Source organism: Segatella bryantii (assembly GCF_022024215.1).
GTDB lineage: Bacteria > Bacteroidota > Bacteroidia > Bacteroidales > Bacteroidaceae > Prevotella > Prevotella bryantii.
The window spans coordinates 675,358-696,825 of sequence record NZ_CP091798.1 but is presented as its reverse complement, the minus strand read 5'-3'; the positions used below and the strand labels follow the sequence as shown (position 1 = coordinate 696,825).

The 21,468-nt window shown below is 37.8% G+C and carries 17 protein-coding genes; 13 read left to right on the top strand and 4 right to left on the bottom strand.

Features of this window, described 5'->3' with window-relative positions:
- Nucleotides 1–63: 63 nt before the first annotated feature.
- The 3 genes from L6471_RS06885 to L6471_RS06875 form a co-directional block, all read right to left on the bottom strand.
- On the bottom strand, nucleotides 64–1,566 hold the full coding sequence (locus L6471_RS06885) for a BACON domain-containing protein (RefSeq protein ID WP_237797616.1): 1,503 nt from the start codon (nucleotides 1,564–1,566) through the stop codon (nucleotides 64–66).
- Nucleotides 1,567–1,587: 21 nt separating this feature from the next.
- A complete protein-coding gene (locus L6471_RS06880; RefSeq protein WP_237797615.1) occupies nucleotides 1,588–4,857 on the bottom strand; it encodes a TonB-dependent receptor in 3,270 nt (1,089 codons plus the stop codon).
- A gap of 202 nt (nucleotides 4,858–5,059) precedes the next feature.
- Nucleotides 5,060–7,369: a transglycosylase domain-containing protein gene (locus tag L6471_RS06875; protein WP_006282481.1), complete on the bottom strand. Its 2,310-nt coding sequence runs from the start codon at nucleotides 7,367–7,369 to the stop codon at nucleotides 5,060–5,062.
- Nucleotides 7,370–7,486: 117 nt separating this feature from the next.
- Between L6471_RS06875 and pyrB the strand changes: the two genes are divergently transcribed.
- The 3 genes from pyrB to glyA all read left to right on the top strand — a co-directional run bounded on the left by pyrB (nucleotide 7,487) and on the right by glyA (nucleotide 10,329).
- Nucleotides 7,487–8,443 carry an aspartate carbamoyltransferase gene (gene pyrB, locus L6471_RS06870; RefSeq protein ID WP_006282482.1) on the top strand — a complete coding sequence of 319 codons (957 nt, stop codon included), beginning with the start codon at nucleotides 7,487–7,489 and terminating at the stop codon, nucleotides 8,441–8,443.
- Between the two features lie 11 nt (nucleotides 8,444–8,454).
- Nucleotides 8,455–8,910 (top strand): aspartate carbamoyltransferase regulatory subunit, encoded by a 456-nt coding sequence (locus L6471_RS06865; RefSeq protein ID WP_006282483.1) that lies wholly within the window; start codon nucleotides 8,455–8,457, stop codon nucleotides 8,908–8,910.
- Nucleotides 8,911–9,048: 138 nt separating this feature from the next.
- Nucleotides 9,049–10,329, top strand: a complete 1,281-nt coding sequence (gene glyA / locus L6471_RS06860) for a serine hydroxymethyltransferase (protein ID WP_006282484.1) — start codon at nucleotides 9,049–9,051, stop codon at nucleotides 10,327–10,329.
- 74 nt (nucleotides 10,330–10,403) lie between these two features.
- Here the strand turns inward: glyA and L6471_RS06855 are convergent, their stop codons facing one another.
- The gene (locus L6471_RS06855; protein ID WP_237797614.1) at nucleotides 10,404–11,231 is read right to left on the bottom strand and encodes a DUF5715 family protein; all 828 of its coding nucleotides are present in this window, start codon (nucleotides 11,229–11,231) and stop codon (nucleotides 10,404–10,406) included.
- Nucleotides 11,232–11,406: 175 nt separating this feature from the next.
- On the opposite strand from L6471_RS06855, the gene L6471_RS06850 reads away from it, so the two are divergent.
- The 10 genes from L6471_RS06850 to lpxA all read left to right on the top strand — a co-directional run bounded on the left by L6471_RS06850 (nucleotide 11,407) and on the right by lpxA (nucleotide 21,467).
- Complete coding sequence (locus tag L6471_RS06850; RefSeq protein ID WP_027454073.1) at nucleotides 11,407–12,438, top strand: PhoH family protein; 1,032 nt, start codon at nucleotides 11,407–11,409, stop codon at nucleotides 12,436–12,438.
- Between the two features lie 17 nt (nucleotides 12,439–12,455).
- Nucleotides 12,456–13,406: a phosphoribosylaminoimidazolesuccinocarboxamide synthase gene (locus L6471_RS06845; RefSeq protein ID WP_006282487.1), complete on the top strand. Its 951-nt coding sequence runs from the start codon at nucleotides 12,456–12,458 to the stop codon at nucleotides 13,404–13,406.
- A 5-nt stretch (nucleotides 13,407–13,411) separates the two neighbouring features.
- Nucleotides 13,412–14,146 carry a bifunctional demethylmenaquinone methyltransferase/2-methoxy-6-polyprenyl-1,4-benzoquinol methylase UbiE gene (ubiE, locus tag L6471_RS06840; protein WP_006282488.1) on the top strand — a complete coding sequence of 245 codons (735 nt, stop codon included), beginning with the start codon at nucleotides 13,412–13,414 and terminating at the stop codon, nucleotides 14,144–14,146.
- A gap of 9 nt (nucleotides 14,147–14,155) precedes the next feature.
- A complete protein-coding gene (locus tag L6471_RS06835; protein ID WP_006282489.1) occupies nucleotides 14,156–14,908 on the top strand; it encodes a shikimate dehydrogenase family protein in 753 nt (250 codons plus the stop codon).
- 50 nt (nucleotides 14,909–14,958) lie between these two features.
- Nucleotides 14,959–16,107 carry an AIR synthase-related protein gene (locus L6471_RS06830; protein WP_039870462.1) on the top strand — a complete coding sequence of 383 codons (1,149 nt, stop codon included), beginning with the start codon at nucleotides 14,959–14,961 and terminating at the stop codon, nucleotides 16,105–16,107.
- Nucleotides 16,108–16,116: 9 nt separating this feature from the next.
- Nucleotides 16,117–17,229, top strand: a complete 1,113-nt coding sequence (gene prfA, locus L6471_RS06825) for a peptide chain release factor 1 (protein ID WP_006282491.1) — start codon at nucleotides 16,117–16,119, stop codon at nucleotides 17,227–17,229.
- Nucleotides 17,230–17,234: 5 nt separating this feature from the next.
- Entirely contained in the window at nucleotides 17,235–18,062 is an 828-nt protein-coding gene (gene pyrF / locus L6471_RS06820) for an orotidine-5'-phosphate decarboxylase (RefSeq protein WP_006282492.1), read from the top strand.
- Nucleotides 18,063–18,248: 186 nt separating this feature from the next.
- Nucleotides 18,249–19,295, top strand: coding sequence for a UDP-3-O-(3-hydroxymyristoyl)glucosamine N-acyltransferase (gene lpxD, locus L6471_RS06815; protein WP_027454075.1), 1,047 nt, complete (start codon nucleotides 18,249–18,251; stop codon nucleotides 19,293–19,295).
- An 11-nt stretch (nucleotides 19,296–19,306) separates the two neighbouring features.
- A complete protein-coding gene (locus L6471_RS06810) occupies nucleotides 19,307–20,692 on the top strand; it encodes a bifunctional UDP-3-O-[3-hydroxymyristoyl] N-acetylglucosamine deacetylase/3-hydroxyacyl-ACP dehydratase (protein ID WP_006282494.1) in 1,386 nt (461 codons plus the stop codon).
- Nucleotides 20,693–20,696: 4 nt separating this feature from the next.
- Complete coding sequence (gene lpxA / locus L6471_RS06805) at nucleotides 20,697–21,467, top strand: acyl-ACP--UDP-N-acetylglucosamine O-acyltransferase (protein WP_006282495.1); 771 nt, start codon at nucleotides 20,697–20,699, stop codon at nucleotides 21,465–21,467.
- The last annotated feature ends 1 nt before the right edge of the window (nucleotide 21,468 follow it).

The window sequence follows — 21,468 nt, the reverse complement described above, 5'->3', positions numbered from 1 at the left end:
CAAAAGACAAAAAAAATAGGATACCTTTTGAGAGATATCCTATTTTTCATATTAGGTTAAAACTTAATTATTCTTTGAGATAAATACACCCACAGCTTCTATAAGTCCTTTATAAGTTGACTTAGTAGCAATAATAGTTATATTATCACCATCCTCAAGTGTTACACCCTGCTCTTGAAGTTTACCTTTGGTACCGCCCCAACCAGCAAGCACACCATAAACATATACTGTACCTGATTCATCGGTCAAAGCGAAGTTTCCATATTTCTCAAGATCCCACTTTGTATTTGCTTCAGTAGATTGACTTATCTTACCTGATATCATGTAATAGGCATCATTAGAATCAGCTTTAGAACGGAATTCGTTAATAGAAACAGCCTCTACAGCTTGAAGTTTTTCTACTGTCACATCAGAAAACTCAATAGTAGTTTTATACTGAGCACGCTTACCAACTATAGTAACGATATCACCAACCTTTGCTGTTTCTGGAAGACCAGTTGGCTTATAGACCTGTACTTCACCCGTTAAATCAGAATAGTCTGTAACATAGAAATTACCCTTACCATCGAGTTTTGAAATAATACCAGTAAAACGATACTGAGTATCACCTACTTCGGCTGCACGGAATTCAGAAAGCGTTGCCACTACAATACCACCATTCTGATTAATAGTAGCCTCGCTAGTATATTCTTTTTCACCATCTGTAGTACGGAAAGTAACCGTAGCAGAACGAGCACCACCTTCATTAGGTGTAGCCTTGAAAGATACAGTTGCACCACCTTCATAAGAACGTGTAGATGAATAAGACAACCAGCTCTTTGCTTCTTCTGGTATTTCAGGTAATGAAACACCCTGACCCTTACAAGTAATATGAACAACAGCGACACCACCTTCCTTTGGAAGAGTCTGGTTATCTATAGAGTCAACTTTAATCAAAGACTTGGTAACACTGGCAATAGTAGCATTTTTCAACTCGGCATTGCCATTATAGAATGCCAATGGACCATCTACCACTACTTCATCACCCGGTTCGATATCAAAATCCTTGAAATTCGTTGTTCCATAAATCTGAGTACTACCTGTTTCATCCTGAATATACCAGTTACCATACTTAGTCCATTCTTGAACAGACTTAACAGTACCCTTGATACGATATATAGTACCCTCAACACCAGAATTAACCTCAGCACAAGTAGCAAGCTTACCTTCTGCAGAAGCAAGACCCTGCAAAATGTTAATATATTGAGTTTCGCCGTTGCAATAGAGTTTAACAGAAGAACTACGTCCATTATCTGTTGCAGAAGCTGAGAACTTTAAAGTAGTCTCACCAGCAGTACCAATAGAATCAGACATGGTAAACCACAAATCCTTACTATCAACACGCTCAATGTACCAGTCACCCTGAGCTTTTAAAGTAATCTCCGTTTCACCACCGCCCTTATTAATAGCAACATACGAAGAAGAGACCTGTACAGATTTCAGATTATCGACAGTATACTCCGAAGAACATCCAGTCAGCATCATCACAAATGCTAAGAGGGCAGGAAGAATATATCTTAATTTCATTATATTAATATGCTTAAAAGATTAATTAAAATAGTACTTAATACCAATAGATGCATACCAGCACTGACCAGTTGCATGATTGTAATGCCAAGCAGGAGTACTGCCATTAATAACGCTTGGAGTTGAGAACACAGCCTTACCTGCCTCATTTACACCTTCATAAGTAAGAAGACGGAAACCCTCTGTACTAATGTCTTGATTAATCTGCTTAGCAACACCCCAAGAAGAATTGAAGAGATTAAGTACATTTTTGATATCAAAACTCAATTGAAGCATATGCTTAGTATTGCCAGCCTTAACCTTAAAGTCATGCTTATAACCCAAATCTACACGATGTACCCATGGAGAGAAGATACCATAAGACTCAGCATATTCTCCTTGATGATCACTCAAGAAACTATTAGCATGAACGAAGTCCATGAAACGAGTCTTATCATCCTCCGTCTTAAAACAGAAATCACCATTAGCAACTTGCTGATCAGTTGGGATAAAGATAGCATCATAATTGAAACCATCACCATTCATATCATTTGTGGTCATAGCAGAATACTTGTAGCTACCACGCCATGCCTCGTAAGTAAGATTCAAGTGATTACCACTCTTGTCGTGCATTGTAGCAGAAGCGATAAAACGGTCAGGAGTAACATTAGCTGCATTGTGCAACTTCATTGCTGTAGGACCATCTACTGTTGCTACATAATTAAGTACAGAAGAGGCATTAGAACCTGGTAAGCTAGTAAGCTCCTTTGATACTGTGTGAGTATATGCTGCTGTCAAATCCAACCATTCGAAAGGCTGAGCATTGGCAGACAAGCTCCAAGAATAACCATAACCTTTACTAGTATTCTCAAGAATATAAGCATGTGTACCCTGCTGGAATCCAGAAGGATAAATATGACGACTATCAACCCCATTGAAACGAGCAAAGCCCTCTACATTAGGAGTACTCCAATCGTTCATGAAGGTACCATAAACTGTCTTATTGAAAATATACTCAGCTGATACTGAGAATGGGAAATTTACAGGAATAGCGTAATCAACTGCAAGAGATGTTTTCCATACCTGTGGCATATGGAAATCTGGATCTACACTTGAAATTGCAGAAGGAACAGTACCCTCCTCAGGACTGATTGTTGTAGGGTAACCTAAAGAAGTAAGTTTGTTCAACAAAGCTTCAGGCGTAGCCTTACCATTAGCATCTGTAACTAAGCCACCTTTGAATTCGTTCATATCAAAGCCTTTCTTTGCAGCATTAGATGCATTGATAATAGCCTGATACTGAATCATACCAGAGTTAGTAGGCATATTGGTAAAGAATACCAATGGCAAACGACCTGCAAAGAGACCTGTACCACCACGGAACTTCAAAGATTTGTCACCCAAAACATCATAAGTAAAACCTACACGAGGTGAGAAGATAACTTTAGAAGATGGCCACTTACCTGTATCGATATGACGACCATTATAATCAAGTTCCTTAATGGCATTATTTGTCATTAAATCACCATTATTAAAGAAGATATCATCCAAACGAATACCATAAGTCAACTTAAATTTATTAGTAGCTTGCCACTCATCCTGTACATACAATCCGAGTTTAGAATACTGAACACGCGCTGCAGGCTCTTTTTCACCATTATAACCATAAGTGAGATTGACAATTTCTGGAGCTTTTTCATTCAAGAAATCATCCAAAGACTTATAGCGATAATAACCTGTACCATTACGCATATACTGGTTATCTGCCATCTGATGCTCGTAATTGATACCTGCAAGCAATTTATGATTACCAAAATAGTAAGTTACATCATCTTTGATATTCCAAACATTATTATGAACAGCATTATTATAAGTAAAGAGCTCATAACCTAATGACATATAAGCATCTCCATCCTTCAATATATCGATGAATGGGAAAATGTCTGAGTTAGTATCACGAAGATCATCAAGTTTAGAGTATGTTACTAATAACTGGTTAGATAAATTCTCTGTGAAACGGCTATTTAAATCGAGAGAGAAAGAGTGTACCAAACCATCCTTAGCATACATGGTATTAGCAAAACCCATAGAATAAGCACCAAAACGATCGTTTGTTGCAGTGGTACCACCATCCATAGAAGTTCTTGTAACTACCGACCAACTGCGATTTTTGGTATAATTATAACGGAGAGCTAAGTGATGCTTACTATTAATATTCCAATCTAAACGAGCCAACAACTTGTAGTTATCTTCATCAGCAGGGAAATCCTTATAAGAACCTGTTTCATAACCATATTTATTCAAAACATAGTCATGAACTTTCTGCATATCAGATGCTGTTGTACGAGATATATACTCATCTGCACTTGCAGTTTCACCTTCTTCAGCTGCGCGCCATGAATTAGCCTGTGTAGGTTTCTTTACCATTTCACCATTTACGAAGAAGAAAAGTTTATCCTTAATAATAGGACCACCTAATGTAAAGCCATAAGTCGTAGTACGATCTTTATCACGAGAAGCAGTTACGATATCACCGTCAACAACATCACCACGCATATTTTCATTCTGATGGTAAATATAAGCAGTACCCTTGAATGTATTAGTACCACTCTTAGTAACAGCATTTACACCACCACCAATAAAATTAGTCTGGCGAACATCGAATGGAGATACTACAACCTGCATTTCCTCAATAGCATCGATAGAAATCGGGTTACCACCACCAGGGAGTGAACTACTTAATCCAAAGTTATTGTTGAAGTCTGCTCCATCTACTGTGAAATTAGCAGTACGACCATCAGCACCACCGAATGTCATGCCATTACCACCGTAAGGAGACAAACGAGTAAAGTCTGTGATAGAACGAGAAACAGTAGGCATGTTCTGCATCATCTTGTTATCGATGTTTGTTGAAGCACCAGTCTTAGCGGTTGTAAACTTAGTCGCCTTAGCAGTTACAACAACTTCACCAAGTTCTTTTGCATCCTCAGAGAGAGAAACATTAACATTAGATGTTTCTGCCAACTGAAGCTTTACATTTTTCACAACTTTTGTTTCATAACCAATATAACTAACTTTAATTTCGTAAGGCCCACCTGGACGCATACCATTAATAGTATACATACCTTTGGTGTTAGTTACCGCCTGGTACTTAGTACCTGAAGGGGTATGAATGGCTTCAATTGTAGCACCAATAACATCTTCGTTATCCGCAACTACCCTACCACTCAAACTAGAAGTCGTGATTTGAGCCATGACAGAAGTCGCAAAGACCATCATCATGACAATCAGAAAAACCAATTTTTTCTGCATAGGAAAAATAAAATTTAATTAACAATTTTGGGAAATATTATCCCTTTTTACCACATTACGGTGCAAAATTAACTAAATTTTCTAACATATGTGTTATAAAATGATGAAAAGTGTAGATTTATATAAAAAAAAGCCTTTGGTGATATATATTTAATTCACCAAAGGCTTTTTTATAAACATGCCATTAATCTCATGACCTACATTACTCAAAAACTTCGTCTATATCATTACCAATATTATTATCCTGTTTAAGACATGGATTATATTCATCAGGTATATCAAATTTAGATTGTGAATTATACCCAAGAGAAATATCAGCATAAACCTTTTTCATGAAGATAGCCCAAATAGGAAGCGCTGAAGAAGCACCTTGCCCCAACTGCATATTATCAAAATGAATATCACGGTCTTCACCTCCGACCCACACTCCACTAACCAATTCAGGAGTGAACCCCATGAACCAGCCATCACTATTACGATTAGTTGTACCTGTCTTTGCACCAATCTGTCCATCGAAATGATATTTATATCTCAGTCGACCAGCAGTACCACCATCTACTACCCCCTGCAGTAGAACTAGCATTTTGTTTGCACAGTCTGCACTAATGACCTCATTCATTCGAGGTTGAAAACTAGTAATAACATTACCTTCATTATCCTCGATTCGGGTTACAAACATAGGAGCTGTTCGTATACCATGATTAGCAAAGGCTGAATATGCACTGACCATTTCAGCCACAGATACTTCACAAGGTCCAAGACACAAAGACATAGAAGGATGAATATCTGGATTATTTATACCATAGTCATGGAGCAAACCTACAAACTGTTGAGGACTTAACTTGCTCATCAGATATGCAGAAATCCAGTTATTAGACTGTGCGAGGCCCCATTTTAAGGTAACCATTTGCCCATAACGACTATGGCTCGTATTACGAGGAGTCCAAGGCTGTCCCGCAACCATATATGTCTGTTGCCTGTTTGGAGCCAAATCACAAGGAGAAAAGCCATTTTCCATTGCCAACGAATACAAGAACGGCTTAATTGTAGAACCAACCTGTCTTCGACCCCCTGTTACCATATCATACATGAAATGGCTATAATCCAACCCTCCTACATATGCTTTAACAGCACCCGTTTTAGGATCCATACTCATAAAACCCGAACGCAAGAAAGACTTATAATACCTAATACTATCCAATGGTGTCATAGAAGTATCAATATCACCATGGTAAGTAAATATCGTCATATCTGTACGTGTACGGAACGCCTCACGTATATCCTCTTCAGATGCACCGTTAGCTTTCATATTACGATAGCGCTCACTTTGACGAACTGAACGAGCCAAAATATCACGAACCTGCTGAGAAGTTAGTTGATCTGTAAAAGGAGCATTAGCTTTCTTACGATTTTCCTTATTAAATGCTGGTTGCAGATTGAGAGCCACATGCTGATAAACAGCTTCTTCTGCATAACGTTGCATTCGAGAATTAATCGTAGTATAAACCTTCAAGCCATCAGAGTAAACGTTATATGGACTTCCATCCTTTTTAAAGTTTTTATTACACCATCCATATAATGGATCTGAAGCCCATGCTATCGAATCAATAACATACTGGCGCTTATTCCAAGAAGGATAATCTGCACGATCAGGCATTTTAGCCATCATATACTGTCGTAGAAATTCACGGAAATAAGTTGCAGCCCCATCCTTATGATCAGTACGATGAAAATTGAGTGTTAACGGCTCACTCACCAGTTGATCATATTCTAGAGAAGACAAATAATGGGATTTAACCATCTGTCCCAACACCACATTTCTTCGCTCACGACAACGATCAGGATATCTGACAGGGTTAAAGAAAGAAGGATTTTTACAGAGACCTACGAGAGTAGCAGCCTCTACAATAGAAAGATCTTTAGGCTCTTTATTAAAATAGGTATTAGCCGCCGTTTTAATACCCACAGCATTATGCAAGAAATCAAAATAATTAAGATAAAGAGCAATAATTTCCTCCTTCGTATAACACCTTTCAAGTTTTACTGCAATTACCCATTCTATCGGCTTCTGAAGAAGACGCTCCAAAGTACTCTGAGCAGTAGAAGAATACAATTGTTTTGCTAGTTGCTGAGTAATTGTAGAACCACCACCTGCACTTTTTTGACCAAGAATACCTCGCTTAACAACAGCTCGGCTTAAAGCAATAAAATCAATTCCAGAATGCTCATAAAAACGCTCATCCTCTGTAGCAACCAGAGCATGTACTAGATTAGGAGAAATCTTACTATAAGGAATAACTATACGATTTTCCTTATTTAAATTCCAAGTACCCATAACCTTACCATCAGAAGAATAAACCTGAGTAGCATAGCGGTTAATCGGATTCTGTAAATCTTCAATGTCAGGCATATAACCAATCCAGCCGTTCCATATAGCTGTAAAAGCACCTGCTGAAAATAATATCACGATGATAAGACCTCCCCAAAGAAAGTGTATAAAAGCTTTTCTCATCAGTAAATTTCATATTTATCGTTGCAAAAGTACAACTTTATTCGCAAAAATCTCTCATAAATCAAAAATTATAACTATCTTCGCAGTCGAATTCGAAACAATCAAATCAAAATATAAATGGAAAATCATCATTTTGTGACGATTGCCGACCTTTCTAAAGAGAAAATCATGTATCTTTTAGAGATGGCGCATGAGTTCGAAAATCACCCAGACAGGGAATTATTGAAGGGAAAAGTAGTAGCAACTCTTTTCTTTGAACCATCCACCCGTACTCAACTCTCTTTCCAAACTGCTGCCAATAGACTTGGTGCTAGAGTTATTGGCTTCTCTGATGCCAAAACATCAAGTACAACAAAAGGAGAGACTCTTAAAGACACGATTCTCATGGTCAGCAATTATGCCGATGTTATTGCAATGAGGCATCACATAGAAGGAGCGGCACAATATGCCAGCGAAATTGCCCCTATCCCTATTATCAATGCAGGAGACGGCGCTCACATGCACCCTTCACAATGTTTACTCGACCTCTACTCTATTCAAAAAACACAAGGCACACTAGAAAACCTAAATATCTATTTGGTAGGAGACTTGAAATACGGTCGCACAGTTCACTCTCTTATTACCGCAATGCGACACTTCAACCCAACTTTTCACTTTATCGCTCCAAAAGAATTAGCTATGCCTAATGAGTACAAACTGTACTGCAAAAAGCATGGTATCAAATATGTAGAGCATACTGCTTTCAATGAAAAGATTATTGCTGATGCTGATATTCTCTATATGACTCGTGTACAAAAAGAGCGTTTCAGCGACTTGATGGAATATGAAAGGGTTAAAAATACCTATAGACTCACTAACGAAACTCTGAAAAATGCAAAACCTAATCTTAAGGTAATGCACCCACTTCCACGAGTTAATGAAATTGCATACGAAGTAGACGAAAATCCACATGCATACTATATCCAACAAGCTAAGAATGGACTTTATGCACGTGAAGCCATTTTCTCTTATTGCCTTGGAATTACACTTGACGATGTGAAAAACGACAAGACTATTATTACTAGCAAATTCTAAACACGAAACAAATGGCAAAAAAAGAAATGCTTGTTGCCGCAATTGAAAACGGCACAGTTATCGACCATATTCCTGCAGAAAAGACTTATCAAGTAGCCAACCTGTTACACCTACAGGACTTGAGAACACCTGTTACCATCGGTTATAATTATCGTAGTAAGAAACTGGTTACCAAAGGTATTATCAAGGTGTCTAACAAATTTTTCAATGACGAAGAAATCAATCGACTCAGTGTTGTCGCTCCTAACATCATCCTGAGTATTATAAAAGACTACGAGGTGGTAGAGAAGAAAAAGGTAGAAACACCAGACGAATTGCGGGGCATTGTAAAATGTAATAATCCTAAATGCATTACCAACAATGAACCTATGCAAACAGTATTTAATGTCGTTGATAAGGAACATGGTATTTTGAAATGTAGATATTGTGACAAAGAACAACAAATAGAAAATGTAGAACTACTATAATCTACAAACATTAGCAATGCATTAGTTCCAAATTGTTAAAAATATCACAAGAAAAGTTTGGAAATGATATTAAATTTGCGTACTTTTGCAGAAAAATTTATCGTAAAAGGATTTTTAACATCAAAATAACACCTGAAAATGAGAAGAGATCAAGAAATTTTTGACCTTATTGAGAATGAACATCAGCGACAGCTGAAAGGTATGGAGCTAATTGCTTCTGAAAACTTCGTTAGTGATGAAGTCATGGCTGCAATGGGTTCTTATCTGACCAACAAATATGCAGAAGGCCTTCCTGGAAAAAGATATTATGGTGGCTGTCAAGTTGTTGACCAAGTAGAAGATTTAGCACGCGAACGTGTAAAAAAAGTATTTGGAGCAGAATTTGCAAATGTACAACCACACTCTGGCGCACAAGCAAATGCAGCAGTACTCTTGGCCGTATTAAATCCAGGTGACACTTTCATGGGTCTCGATCTCGACCAGGGTGGTCATCTTTCTCATGGTAGTAGCGTAAATACATCAGGTTTACTTTATAACCCTATCGGTTATACCCTTAACAAGGAAACTGGTCGTGTAGATTACGATGAAATGGAAAGACTTGCTTTAGAGAACAAGCCAAAATTAATAATCGGTGGTGGTTCTGCTTATAGTCGCGAATGGGACTATGAGCGTATGAGAAAAATCGCAGATGAAGTTGGCGCTTTATTAATGATTGATATGGCTCACCCTGCAGGTCTCATCGCTGCTGGTTTATTGAAAAATCCACTGAAATATGCCGATATCGTAACAACAACTACCCACAAGACACTTCGAGGTCCTCGTGGTGGTGTTATTCTTATGGGGAAAGATTTTGATAACCCTTGGGGTAAAACAACCAAAAAGGGTGAATTAAAGAAGATGAGCACACTGCTTAACTCTGCTGTATTCCCTGGCACACAAGGTGGTCCACTAGAACACGTCATTGCAGCAAAAGCTGTAGCATTCGGCGAGAATCTCGCTCCGTCTTGGAAAGAGTATGCAACACAAGTACAAAAGAATGCTGCCGTACTCGCACAAGACTTGATTGATAAGGGCTTTGCCATCGTAAGCGGTGGCACTGACAACCACTCCATGTTGCTAGACCTTCGTCCTAAATACCCAGAATTAACTGGTAAAGTAGCAGAAAATGCGCTTGTATCAGCAGATATCACTGTAAACAAGAACAAGGTTCCATACGATGAGCGTTCAGCTTTCCAGACATCAGGTATCCGTTTAGGAACAGCTGCTATGACTACCCGTGGTGCTAAAGAAGATATGATGCACCTTATAGCAGACCTTATAGACGAAGTATTGAAAGATCCAGAAAACGATCAGGTTATTGCCAAAGTTCGTGCAAAAGTTAACGAAACGATGAAAGATTATCCTTTATTTGCATATTAATTAACATTGCAAAGAATTAAAATAAAAGGTGCATATCATAGCGATATGCACCTTTTATTTTAAGCAAATTATTCCTAATTCACAGTGATATGAAAACAACCCTGATTTACTTCATATTTTATAAAACATCGCTTATTCTCTCTCATATCACGAAGCACCTCACTTAAGACCCATTTTAAGGTATCGTTCGTTACCCGGCGTCTTTTTTCACCTGGAGCCTCAACTGTAACATAACGGTTATAACACAAATCGAAAGTTGTACCATACATATGACAACTATTCTGGGTAGCATTACCATTATGTGTTCGTAACTTCGCGACATCAGCTTTACTGCGCAAAACACTCGTAACAATAATTTTATGCAAAGGTATGCCTTTTATCATAAGACTATCATAATAAGCTTTACCTATATCCTGCAAAAGCACTGAAGCTCTAGGCACAAGATAAGGAATAGAACTATGAAGTTTATCAATATAAAAATAAGGATTACTTCCTACATAAACTAGACCAGATTTCTTATTCATTGCATCCTGGCGATCTGCAATCGGTTTTACCCCCCATTTTTGTGCAGCAATTAACTGCACATCATTTTGATCAGGAAAGGTGTTACCAAAATGAGGAACACTAAATATACGATGCTGTGCTAAAGAACCATCAGAATTATAAAAGACAGAAGAATGTATACTATCTGCAAGAGACTCCTTATTCTTCACATCATCTGGAATATTACTTAAACTATCCGACAAAGCATAAGCCACAGAATCACTTGACAAAGAATCAATATTATCTTTCGTTTGCATGGGCGGTTTGGCCACATCAGGAGCAAAACATCGAACCAACGATAACAATAGTACCGATACCCCAAATCCAAGGATATATTGTCTTTTAGATATTTTTTTCATACATTTCGATTAGAGTTTACAAAAATACTAAAAACAAAAGAAAGACCACTCCCAAAAGCCATATTTTTATTAAAATTATTATTTTACTCATTAAGGATTTAATTTTGTTTGGTACATTCAAGCGTTTTTTGTAATTTTGCAAAGAATATAATAACAAGCAAAGTATTTAAATACATTGATAGAGAAGCATATCGTTTTAGAGGATATCGACCCTGTAATATTTTATGGGGTGAATAATTGTCACTTGCAGATGCTCAAGTCCCTATATCCAAAACTGAGAATCGTAGCAAGAGATAACATTGTGCGCGTTTTAGGCGATGAACTTGATATTGCAAAAGTAGAAGAAGACATTGAGAAATTACGCAAGCACGTACTAAAATACAATTCTATAAGTGACGAGGACATTCTGGATATTGTAAAAGGCAAGGAAACAAAGGCCGATGCAGTTAAGGATGTACTCGTTTATAGTATCTCTGGTCGTCCTATAAAAAGCAGGAGCGAAAATCAGCAGAAGCTTATTGACTCTTTTGAAAAGAATGACATGACATTTGCTGTAGGCCCAGCCGGTACGGGAAAAACATATTTAAGTATAGCTCTTGCTGTAAAAGCATTAAAGGAAAAAACCGCCAAAAAGATTATCTTATCACGCCCAGCTGTAGAAGCTGGAGAAAAACTTGGATTCTTGCCTGGCGACATGAAAGATAAGATAGACCCTTATCTTCAACCACTTTACGATGCACTAGAAGATATGCTACCAGCAACGAGACTACAAGACTTAATGGAGAAACATATCATTCAGATTGCTCCTCTAGCATTTATGCGTGGCCGAACTCTGAGTGATGCCGTTGTTATCTTGGACGAAGCTCAAAATACCACCCCTCAGCAAATCAGAATGTTTCTTACTCGCATGGGATGGAATAGTAAAATGATCATTACTGGTGACATGACCCAGATTGACCTTCCAAGAGAACAAAAAAGTGGCCTAAAAGAAGCACTTAAAATTCTAAATGGAGTGGATGGAATCTCAGTCATTCATTTAGGACAAAAAGACATAGTACGTCATAAGTTAGTAACTCGAATCGTCAACGCTTATGATGCGTATGACAAAAAAATAGAAGCAATCCAAAAAGCTAAAAAGGAGGCCAAATCCTCAAAAGAAGAATTAGGAACTCCTTATATCGATGAAGAAGTTAAGTCAATCAATTAATATTATTAAATTTTAGAATGAAAGCATTAACTAAAACCGATTTCCATTTCGATGGACAGAAAAGTGTTTACCACGGTAAAGTACGTGATGTATATGACATCAACGACGACCTCATAGTAATGGTCGCTACCGACAGAATTTCAGCTTTTGATGTTGTTCTGCCAAAAGGTATTCCTTTCAAGGGACAGGTTTTAAACCAAATTGCAGCTCAATTTCTTGATGCCACAAGCGACATCTGTCCAAACTGGAAATTAGCGACCCCAGACCCTATGGTAACAGTAGGTGTAAAGTGCGAAGGTTTCCGTGTCGAAATGATTATCCGTTCTATCCTGACAGGTAGTGCTTGGAGAGCCTATAAAGAAGGCTGCCGTGAAATTTGTGGTGTTAAATTGCCAGAAGGAATGAAAGAAAACCAACGCTTCCCTGAGCCAATCATAACTCCAACTACAAAGGCTGACGAGGGTCATGATATGAACATCTCTAAAGAAGAAATTATTGCACAAGGAATTGTTAGTGCTGAAGACTATGCAGTTATTGAAGACTGGACTAGAAAACTATTCCAGCGCGGTCAGGAAATTGCTGCAAAACGCGGATTGATTCTAGTCGACACAAAATATGAATTTGGTAAGAAAGGTGATCAGATATATCTTATTGATGAGATTCATACACCAGACTCAAGCCGTTACTTCTATGCAGATGGCTATGAAGAAAAATTCGAAAAAGGTCTACCACAAAAGCAGCTTTCAAAGGAATTTGTACGCCAATGGCTCATCGAACATAACTTTATGAATGAACCTGGTCAGCAAATGCCTGAAATTACAGATGAATACGCAGAAAGCGTAAGCGAAAGATATATTGAACTTTACGAGAACATCGTGGGTGAGAAATTTGATAAAGCTGTTGAAGAAGGTGATATCGCTAGTCGCATCGAAAAGAATGTAAAAGCATATCTAGCAACAAGAAAATAAGAAACATGTACAATCAGGAAAAGATAAAGCCCTATAATAGTGAAGGTGAAAAAGGTAAACAAGTAGAGCAAATGTTTGATCATATTGCTCCACATTATGATACTCTAAATCACCATCTTTCCTGGAATATCGATAAAGGATGGAGGAAGAAAGCTATTCAGCAGCTTTCTCCCTTCAAACCTCAAAAAATTTTGGATATAGCTACAGGTACAGGTGACTTTGCAATTTTGGCAGCTAAAATGCTACAACCCAAACAGCTGATTGGTGTAGATATTTCAGAAGGCATGATGGCTATCGGCCATAAAAAAGTAAGTCAACAACAATTAGAACATATTATTTCTTTTCAGAAAGAAGATTGCTTAAATTTATCATTTGAAGATAATACATTTGATGCAGTTACAGCAGCCTTTGGAATTCGAAATTTTCAAAATTTGGATCAAGGATTAAAAGAGATGTGTCGTGTTCTTAAAAAGGGAGGACACCTTAGCATTGTTGAATTAACAGAGCCTGTATCCTTCCCGATGCACCAACTTTTCAGAATATATTCACACACATTTTTGCCTCTATATGGAAAAATGCTATCTAAAGATGACAGTGCATACAGTTATTTAACAGCCACAATAGAAGCATTCCCAGAAGGAGAAGAAATGATGGGTATATTCAAAAAAGCAGGTTTTACCAAAGTGAGTTTTAAACGTCTTACTTTCGGAATCTGCACCATGTATTTTGCAACCAAATAAACTAAAAGTATGGACAAATATGGACTAATAGGATTTCCACTAGGACATTCCTTTTCGAAAAATTATTTCAATCAGAAATTTGCTGATGAAAATATTGACGCAGAGTATGCCAACTATGAGATTCCAAACATTGAGAATCTATCAGAAGTTCTAGATTTAAATCCAGAACTAAAAGGTCTTAATGTAACCATACCATATAAAGAAAAGGTTATCAGCTATCTAGACAATATAAGCCCAGAAGCAAGAGCAATAGGTGCTGTTAATGTGATTCGTATAACTCATAAAGGAAAAGATACAATATTAAAAGGGTTCAACAGTGATGTTATTGGATTCACAAGAAGTATAGAACCTCTTATTAAGCCCCATCACAAAAAGGCATTGATACTAGGAACAGGAGGAGCTTCAAAAGCCATTAATTATGGTCTGAAATCATTAGGCTTAGAAACCGTTTTTGTAAGTCGATACGAACGCCCTGGCACTATTCAATATCAAAATATAACTCCTGAGATTATTAAAGAATATAATGTCATTGTAAATTGTACTCCTTGTGGCATGTATCCAAACGTTGACGAATGTCCTGACATTCCATATGATGCGCTAAACGACAAATGTCTTTTATACGATCTACTTTACAATCCTGACGAAACACTCTTTATGAAAAAAGGAGCAGCCAAAGGAGCTGTAGTAAAGAATGGACTTGAGATGCTTCTTCTACAGGCATTTGCAAGTTGGGAATTTTGGAATGGCAAAGAACAAGAGTAAACGTTAAATCAAAAATTAAAGAAATTAACATGAGTAATTCAAATCGCTATATGATGCGTGGCGTTAGCGCGGCTAAAGAAGATGTTCATAACGCCATCAAAAACATAGATAAGGGTATTTTCCCACAAGCATTCTGCAAAATCATTCCAGATGTATTAGGTGGCGATCCCGAATATTGTAACATCATGCATGCAGATGGTGCAGGTACCAAATCTTCACTTGCATATATGTACTGGAAAGAAACAGGTGATCTGAGTGTGTGGAAAGGTATCGCACAAGATGCTATCGTAATGAATACGGATGACCTTTTATGTGTGGGAGCTGTTGATAATATCTTAGTATCGAGCACAATTGGTCGAAATAAAATGCTAGTACCTGGTGAAGTCATTTCTGCCATTATTAATGGTACAGACGAACTCTTAGCACAAATGCGAGAAATGGGAATTGGCATTTATCCTACAGGCGGTGAAACCGCTGACGTTGGTGATTTAGTAAGAACCATCATTGTCGACTCTACAGTTACTTGCCGAATGAAAAGAAGCGATGTTATCAATAATGCCAACATTCAACCTGGCGATGTTATTGTAGGTCTCAGTTCTACAGGACAAGCGACATATGAGACAAGATATAATGGCGGTATGGGAAGCAATGGTCTAACTAGCGCACGTCATGATGTATTTGCCAAATATTTAGCTGAAAAATTCCCTGAAAGTTTTGACCATGCTGTACCAAACGAATTAGTATACAGTGGAAAATACAAATTGACAGATCAAGTTGATGGTGTTTCTGTCGATGCAGGTCAATTAGTACTTTCACCAACTCGCACTTATGCACCAGTTATCAAGAAACTGTTAGACGAATTACGACCAGAAATTCATGGTATGGTACATTGCACAGGTGGTGCACAGACTAAAGTACTTCACTTCGTTGGAGAAAATTGCAAAGTTATCAAAGACAACATGTTCCCAGTTCCACCACTATTCCAAGTTATTCATGACTGTAGTGGAACAGACTGGAAAGAAATGTATCAGGTATTTAATATGGGACACCGTATGGAAATCTATGTAAAACCTGATGTAGCAGAAAAAGTTATTGCCATTAGCAAAAACTTTAACATTGACGCTCAGGTAGTAGGCCATATTGAAGAAGGTCCACGCAGCCTGACCATCAAATCTGAATTCGGAGAATTCAATTATTAAATATATAATATGCCAGAGAATAATAGCATACTAGAGAAATTGGAAGGTCTTGAGAGTCGATTTGAAGAAGTATCGACCCTCATAACCGACCCATCGGTCATTGCAGACCAGCCAAGATTTGTCAAGCTCACTAAAGAGTATAAGGATTTAAGTGATATCATGGATGCCCGCAAAAGATACATTGCGTGTTTGAATTCCATCAAAGAAGCTAAAGATATCCTTGCAAATGAGAGTGATCCTGACATGAAGGAGATGGCTCGTGAGGAGTTGTCTGAGAACGAGGCTCTACAGCCTAAGTTGGAAGAAGAAATCAAAATTGCCCTAGTTCCAAAAGATCCAGAAGATGCAAAAAATGTACAAATGGAGATTAGAGCTGGTGCCGGTGGAGATGAAGCAGCTCTCTTTGCTGGTGATCTATTCAACATGTACAAGAAATATTGCGATAAAAGGGGCTGGACACTAAGCATTACCTCTACATCAGAAGGCGCCGTGGGTGGATTTAAAGAAATCGACTGTGCTATTAGTGGAGACAATGTATATGGAGTATTGAAATATGAATCTGGCGTACACCGAGTTCAACGCGTACCTGCAACAGAAACGCAAGGACGTATGCATACCAGTGCTGCCACCGTTGCCGTTTTACCAGAAGCTGATAAATTTGAAGTCAACATTAATGAGGGTGACATCAAATGGGACACTTTCCGCAGTTCAGGAGCAGGTGGTCAGAATGTCAACAAAGTTGAATCTGGTGTGCGATTAAGATATCCTTGGAAAAATCCAAATACAGGTGAAATCGAAGAAATTCTGATAGAATGTACAGAAACTCGAGATCAACCTAAGAACAAAGAACGTGCCCTAAGTAGACTTTACACGTATATCTACGACCACGAACACCAAAAATATCTGGATGACATTTCTAGCCGTAGAAAGAGTCTTGTATCAACTGGTGACCGTTCTGCCAAAATTAGAACTTACAACTTCCCTCAAGGTCGTGTAACCGACCATCGAATTGGTTATACTACCCATGACTTGCAAGGTTTCCTTAATGGCGATATTCAAGACATGATCGACGCATTGACAGTAGCGGAAAATGCAGAAAAGATGAAGGAAAATGAACTATAAGAATTATGAATAGAGAGCAGCTCATTAAACAGATATTTACGAAAAAGAGTTTTTTGTGCGTGGGGTTAGATACCGACCTGAACAAGATGCCTGAATGCATAAAAAATTCTGAAGATCCTATTTTTGCCTTCAATAAGGCAATTATAGATGCGACAGCGCCATACTGTGTATCCTACAAACCCAACCTTGCTTTTTACGAATGCTATGGATTAAAGGGGTTAGCCTCTTTTGAAAAAACAATTTCATATCTCAAAAAATTCTATCCAGAGCATCTCATTATTGCTGATGCAAAAAGGGGAGATATAGGCAACACATCTGCGATGTATGCAAAAACCTTCTTTGACGAATACAATGTGGATGCCCTGACCGTAGCACCTTATATGGGTGAAGACAGCATTACCCCATTCCTTGAGTATGACAACAAATGGGTAATAGTGTTAGCTCTTACAAGCAACAAAGGAAGTCATGATTTTCAATTAACACAAGATCAGAATGGTGAAAGACTATTCGAAAAAGTACTTCGTAGAACACAAGATTGGGGAACAATCGAAAACATGATGTACGTAGTCGGAGCAACTCAAGGAGAAATGTTTAAGGACATTCGCAAATGCGCCCCACAGCATTTCCTTCTTGTACCAGGTGTAGGTGCTCAAGGAGGAAGCCTTCAAGACGTTTGTAAATATGGTATGAATAAAGACTGTGGTCTACTTGTAAATTCCTCACGTGGCATTATCTATGCAAGCAAAGATGAAAATTTTGCAGAAGCCGCAGCAGAAAAGGCTAAAGAACTTCAAAAAGAAATGGCAATAGAACTAGAGAAAATTATAAAATAACAATTTTTTCTTACATAAAACGCTAAAACAGCTACGTAAAAACTGTAATTATTCAGTATTTTAAGTAGCTGTTTTCTATTTATTTAAAAACATGTAGAAAACAAAAAAAAGTAAATAAATAGCTTGTTAACCATGTATCTGAATTAATTTTGCTATATTTGCAAAAATAATTCAATCAAAAACAAAATGGAATTTACTGCAAAACAAATAGCCCAGTTTATACAGGGCCGAGTTGAAGGTGACGAGAATGCCAGCATAAATACGTTTGCGAAAATAGAAGAAGGCGTTCCAGGAGCGATTTCTTTTCTTTCTAATCCGAAATATATTCAATACATATACGACACTAAATCAAGTGTTGTCTTAATAGATGAGTCTTTAAATCTGGAAAAGCCAGTAACAACTACATTAATTCGAGTTAAAGATTCACGTGATAGTGTTGCAAAACTTTTACAACTATATGCAGCAGCTGTCAACCCTCCTAAGCAAGGAATTGCTGATAACGCATATATTTCTCCAAAAGCAAAAATTGGAAAAGATGTTTACATCGGTCCATTTGCCGTAATTAGCGATGGAGTAGAAATTGGAGATGGATGCCAAATCTATCCACACGCAGTAATTGGAGAGAATACCAAATTAGGCAATAAATGTATTATATATCCAAACGTTACCATCTATCACAACTGTAAACTGGGTAATAACGTTATTCTTCATGCTGGTTGTGTAATCGGTGCTGACGGATTCGGATTTGCACCAAATCCTGAAGCAAACCGATATGATAAAATTCCACAGATTGGTATCGTTACAATTGAAGATGATGTAGAAATTGGAGCAAACACATGTGTAGACCGTTCTACAATGGGTAGCACATATATCCGTAAGGGTGTAAAGCTCGACAATCTTGTCCAAATCGCTCACAACGATGATATTGGAGAAAATACTGTTATGTCTGCTCAAGTAGGCATTGCCGGTTCAACTAAAGTTGGACAATGGTGTATGTTTGGTGGGCAAGTTGGTGTAGCCGGACATATTACTATCGGAAATAAGGTATTCCTTGGCGCACAAAGTGGTGCACCTGGTAGCATTAAGGATAATCAAAGTCTCATAGGAACTCCACCTATGGAGAAAATTCCATATTTCAAAGCTCACGCATTGCTGAATAAACTACCGGATATGTATAAAGAAATCCACAGTTTACAGAAAGAAATAGAAGAACTTAAAAAGAACCAAAAATAAAAGAATAATTTATGTCTAAACAGAGAACTCTGAAAGGAAGCTTTTCCTTGTATGGAAAAGGTTTACATACTGGTTTGAGCCTTACTGTTACATTCAACCCGGCTCCAGAGAACACAGGATATAAAATACAGCGAATAGACGTAGAAGGACAACCTGTAATCGATGCTATTGCAGACAACGTGGTAGATACCCAACGTGGTACCGTTGTAGCCAAAGGCGATATACGAGTTTCTACCATAGAACATGGAATGTCTGCTCTCTATGCATTAGGGATAGATAACTGTTTAATTCAGGTAAATGGTCCAGAATTTCCTATTTTAGATGGTTCTGCTGACATGTATGTCAAGAAAATCCAAGAAATAGGTATTGCAGAACAAAATGCAGAAAAAGACTATTATATCATCCGACACAAAATAGAAATAAAGGATGACAATACAGGATCTACTATCACCATTCTTCCTGATGATGATTTTAGCATAACAGCCATGTGCTCTTTCAATTCAAAGTTCATCAATAGCCAATTTGCGACTTTGGATAACATGGAAGATTACGCCAAGGAAATTTCCCCTGCAAGAACATTTGTCTTTGTAAGAGATATAGTTCCTCTTTTAGAAGCAAACCTAATTAAAGGTGGAGATTTGGATAATGCCATCGTTATTTATGAGCAAGAAGTTTCACAAGAGAAATTAGATCAACTAGCAGATGTGCTCAAGGTAGCTCGTATGGATGCAAAAAAAATCGGCTACATACAGCACAAACCACTCATGTGGGAAAATGAATGCACAAGACATAAGCTGCTCGACATCATCGGCGATATGGCTCTGATAGGTAAGCCTATCAAGGGAAGAATCATTGCAACACGTCCAGGTCACACAATAAATAATAAGTTTGCACGCCAAATGCGCAAGGAGATTCGTAAGCACGAAATTCAAGCGCCAATTTACGATCCAAACGAAAAGCCTATCATGGATAATATTCGTATTCGCGAATTACTTCCACACCGCTACCCTATGCAGTTAATCGATAAAGTAACAGCCATGGGACCAACAAGCATCGTAGGTGTTAAGAATGTAACAGCGAACGAACCATTTTTCCAAGGCCACTTTCCACAGGAACCAGTCATGCCAGGTGTACTTCAAATAGAAGCTATGGCACAATGTGGAGGTCTATTGGTACTGAACCAACTTGAAGAACCTGAAAAATGGTCAACCTATTTTATGAAAATAGATGATGTCAAATTCCGTCGCAAAGTAGTACCAGGTGATACTCTATTATTTAAAGTGGAATTACTAAATCCTGTTCGACATGGCATTAGTTCCATGAAAGGATATATGTTCGTAGGAGACCAAGTAGTTTCTGAAGCAACATTTACTGCACAAATAGTCAAAAACAAATAACGAGATGAATCAAATTAGTCCTTTAGCCTTCGTACACCCAGAAGCGAAATTGGGAGATAATAATATTATCGGTCCATTCTGCTATATCGATAAGAATACAGTTATAGGCGACAATAATATTCTACAAAATAGTGTTACCATAAATTATGGGGCTCGCATTGGTAATGGAAATGAAATCTTTCCTGGCGCCAGCATTTCAACCAAGCCACAAGACTTGAAATTCAAAGGTGAAGAAACGATTTGTATTGTAGGAGACAATAACAGTATCCGCGAGAATGTTACCATATCTAGAGGTACTGCATCAAAAGGCAAAACTGTTGTTGGTAATAATAACCTATTAATGGAAAATATGCACGTTGCCCACGACTGTGTATTAGGCAACAATTGCATTATTGGAAACTCTACCAAATTTGCTGGTGAAGTAGAGATTGATGATAACGCTATAGTCAGCGCTTCTGTACTTTGCCATCAGTTTTGTAAAATAGGAAGTTACGTCATGATACAAGGTGGCAGTCGCTTTAGTATGGATATTCCGCCTTTTGTTATAGCAGGTAAAGAGCCAACACGCTATTGTGGCATTAATCTGGTAGGACTTCGCCGTCACGGCTTTAGCAAAGAACAGATTGACAATATCCATGAAGCTTACAGACTTTTATACTCTAAAGGGCTTCTGAAAGAAGGTATTGAAGAAATAAAAAAGAATCTCGAGTTAACCCCAGAGATTAACTATATTATTAATTTTGTATCTACCTCAAAAAGAGGAATAATAAGATAAT

Bases quoted from the DNA above. Each gene is read 5' to 3' on its own strand.
- L6471_RS06810 (WP_006282494.1), top strand. From the start codon at position 19,307: ATGTCTAAACAGAGAACTCTGAAAGGAAGCTTTTCCTTGTATGGAAAA.
- L6471_RS06830 (WP_039870462.1), top strand. From the start codon at position 14,959: ATGATGCGTGGCGTTAGCGCGGCTAAAGAAGATGTTCATAACGCCATC.
- lpxA (WP_006282495.1), top strand. From the start codon at position 20,697: ATGAATCAAATTAGTCCTTTAGCCTTCGTACACCCAGAAGCGAAATTG.
- ubiE (WP_006282488.1), top strand. From the start codon at position 13,412: ATGTACAATCAGGAAAAGATAAAGCCCTATAATAGTGAAGGTGAAAAA.
- L6471_RS06875 (WP_006282481.1), bottom strand. From the start codon at position 7,369: ATGAGAAAAGCTTTTATACACTTTCTTTGGGGAGGTCTTATCATCGTG.
- prfA (WP_006282491.1), top strand. From the start codon at position 16,117: ATGCCAGAGAATAATAGCATACTAGAGAAATTGGAAGGTCTTGAGAGT.
- L6471_RS06885 (WP_237797616.1), bottom strand. From the start codon at position 1,566: ATGAAATTAAGATATATTCTTCCTGCCCTCTTAGCATTTGTGATGATG.
- L6471_RS06880 (WP_237797615.1), bottom strand. From the start codon at position 4,857: ATGCAGAAAAAATTGGTTTTTCTGATTGTCATGATGATGGTCTTTGCG.
- pyrB (WP_006282482.1), top strand. From the start codon at position 7,487: ATGGAAAATCATCATTTTGTGACGATTGCCGACCTTTCTAAAGAGAAA.
- glyA (WP_006282484.1), top strand. From the start codon at position 9,049: ATGAGAAGAGATCAAGAAATTTTTGACCTTATTGAGAATGAACATCAG.
- L6471_RS06845 (WP_006282487.1), top strand. From the start codon at position 12,456: ATGAAAGCATTAACTAAAACCGATTTCCATTTCGATGGACAGAAAAGT.
- pyrF (WP_006282492.1), top strand. From the start codon at position 17,235: ATGAATAGAGAGCAGCTCATTAAACAGATATTTACGAAAAAGAGTTTT.
- L6471_RS06865 (WP_006282483.1), top strand. From the start codon at position 8,455: ATGGCAAAAAAAGAAATGCTTGTTGCCGCAATTGAAAACGGCACAGTT.
- L6471_RS06855 (WP_237797614.1), bottom strand. From the start codon at position 11,231: ATGAAAAAAATATCTAAAAGACAATATATCCTTGGATTTGGGGTATCG.
- L6471_RS06835 (WP_006282489.1), top strand. From the start codon at position 14,156: ATGGACAAATATGGACTAATAGGATTTCCACTAGGACATTCCTTTTCG.
- lpxD (WP_027454075.1), top strand. From the start codon at position 18,249: ATGGAATTTACTGCAAAACAAATAGCCCAGTTTATACAGGGCCGAGTT.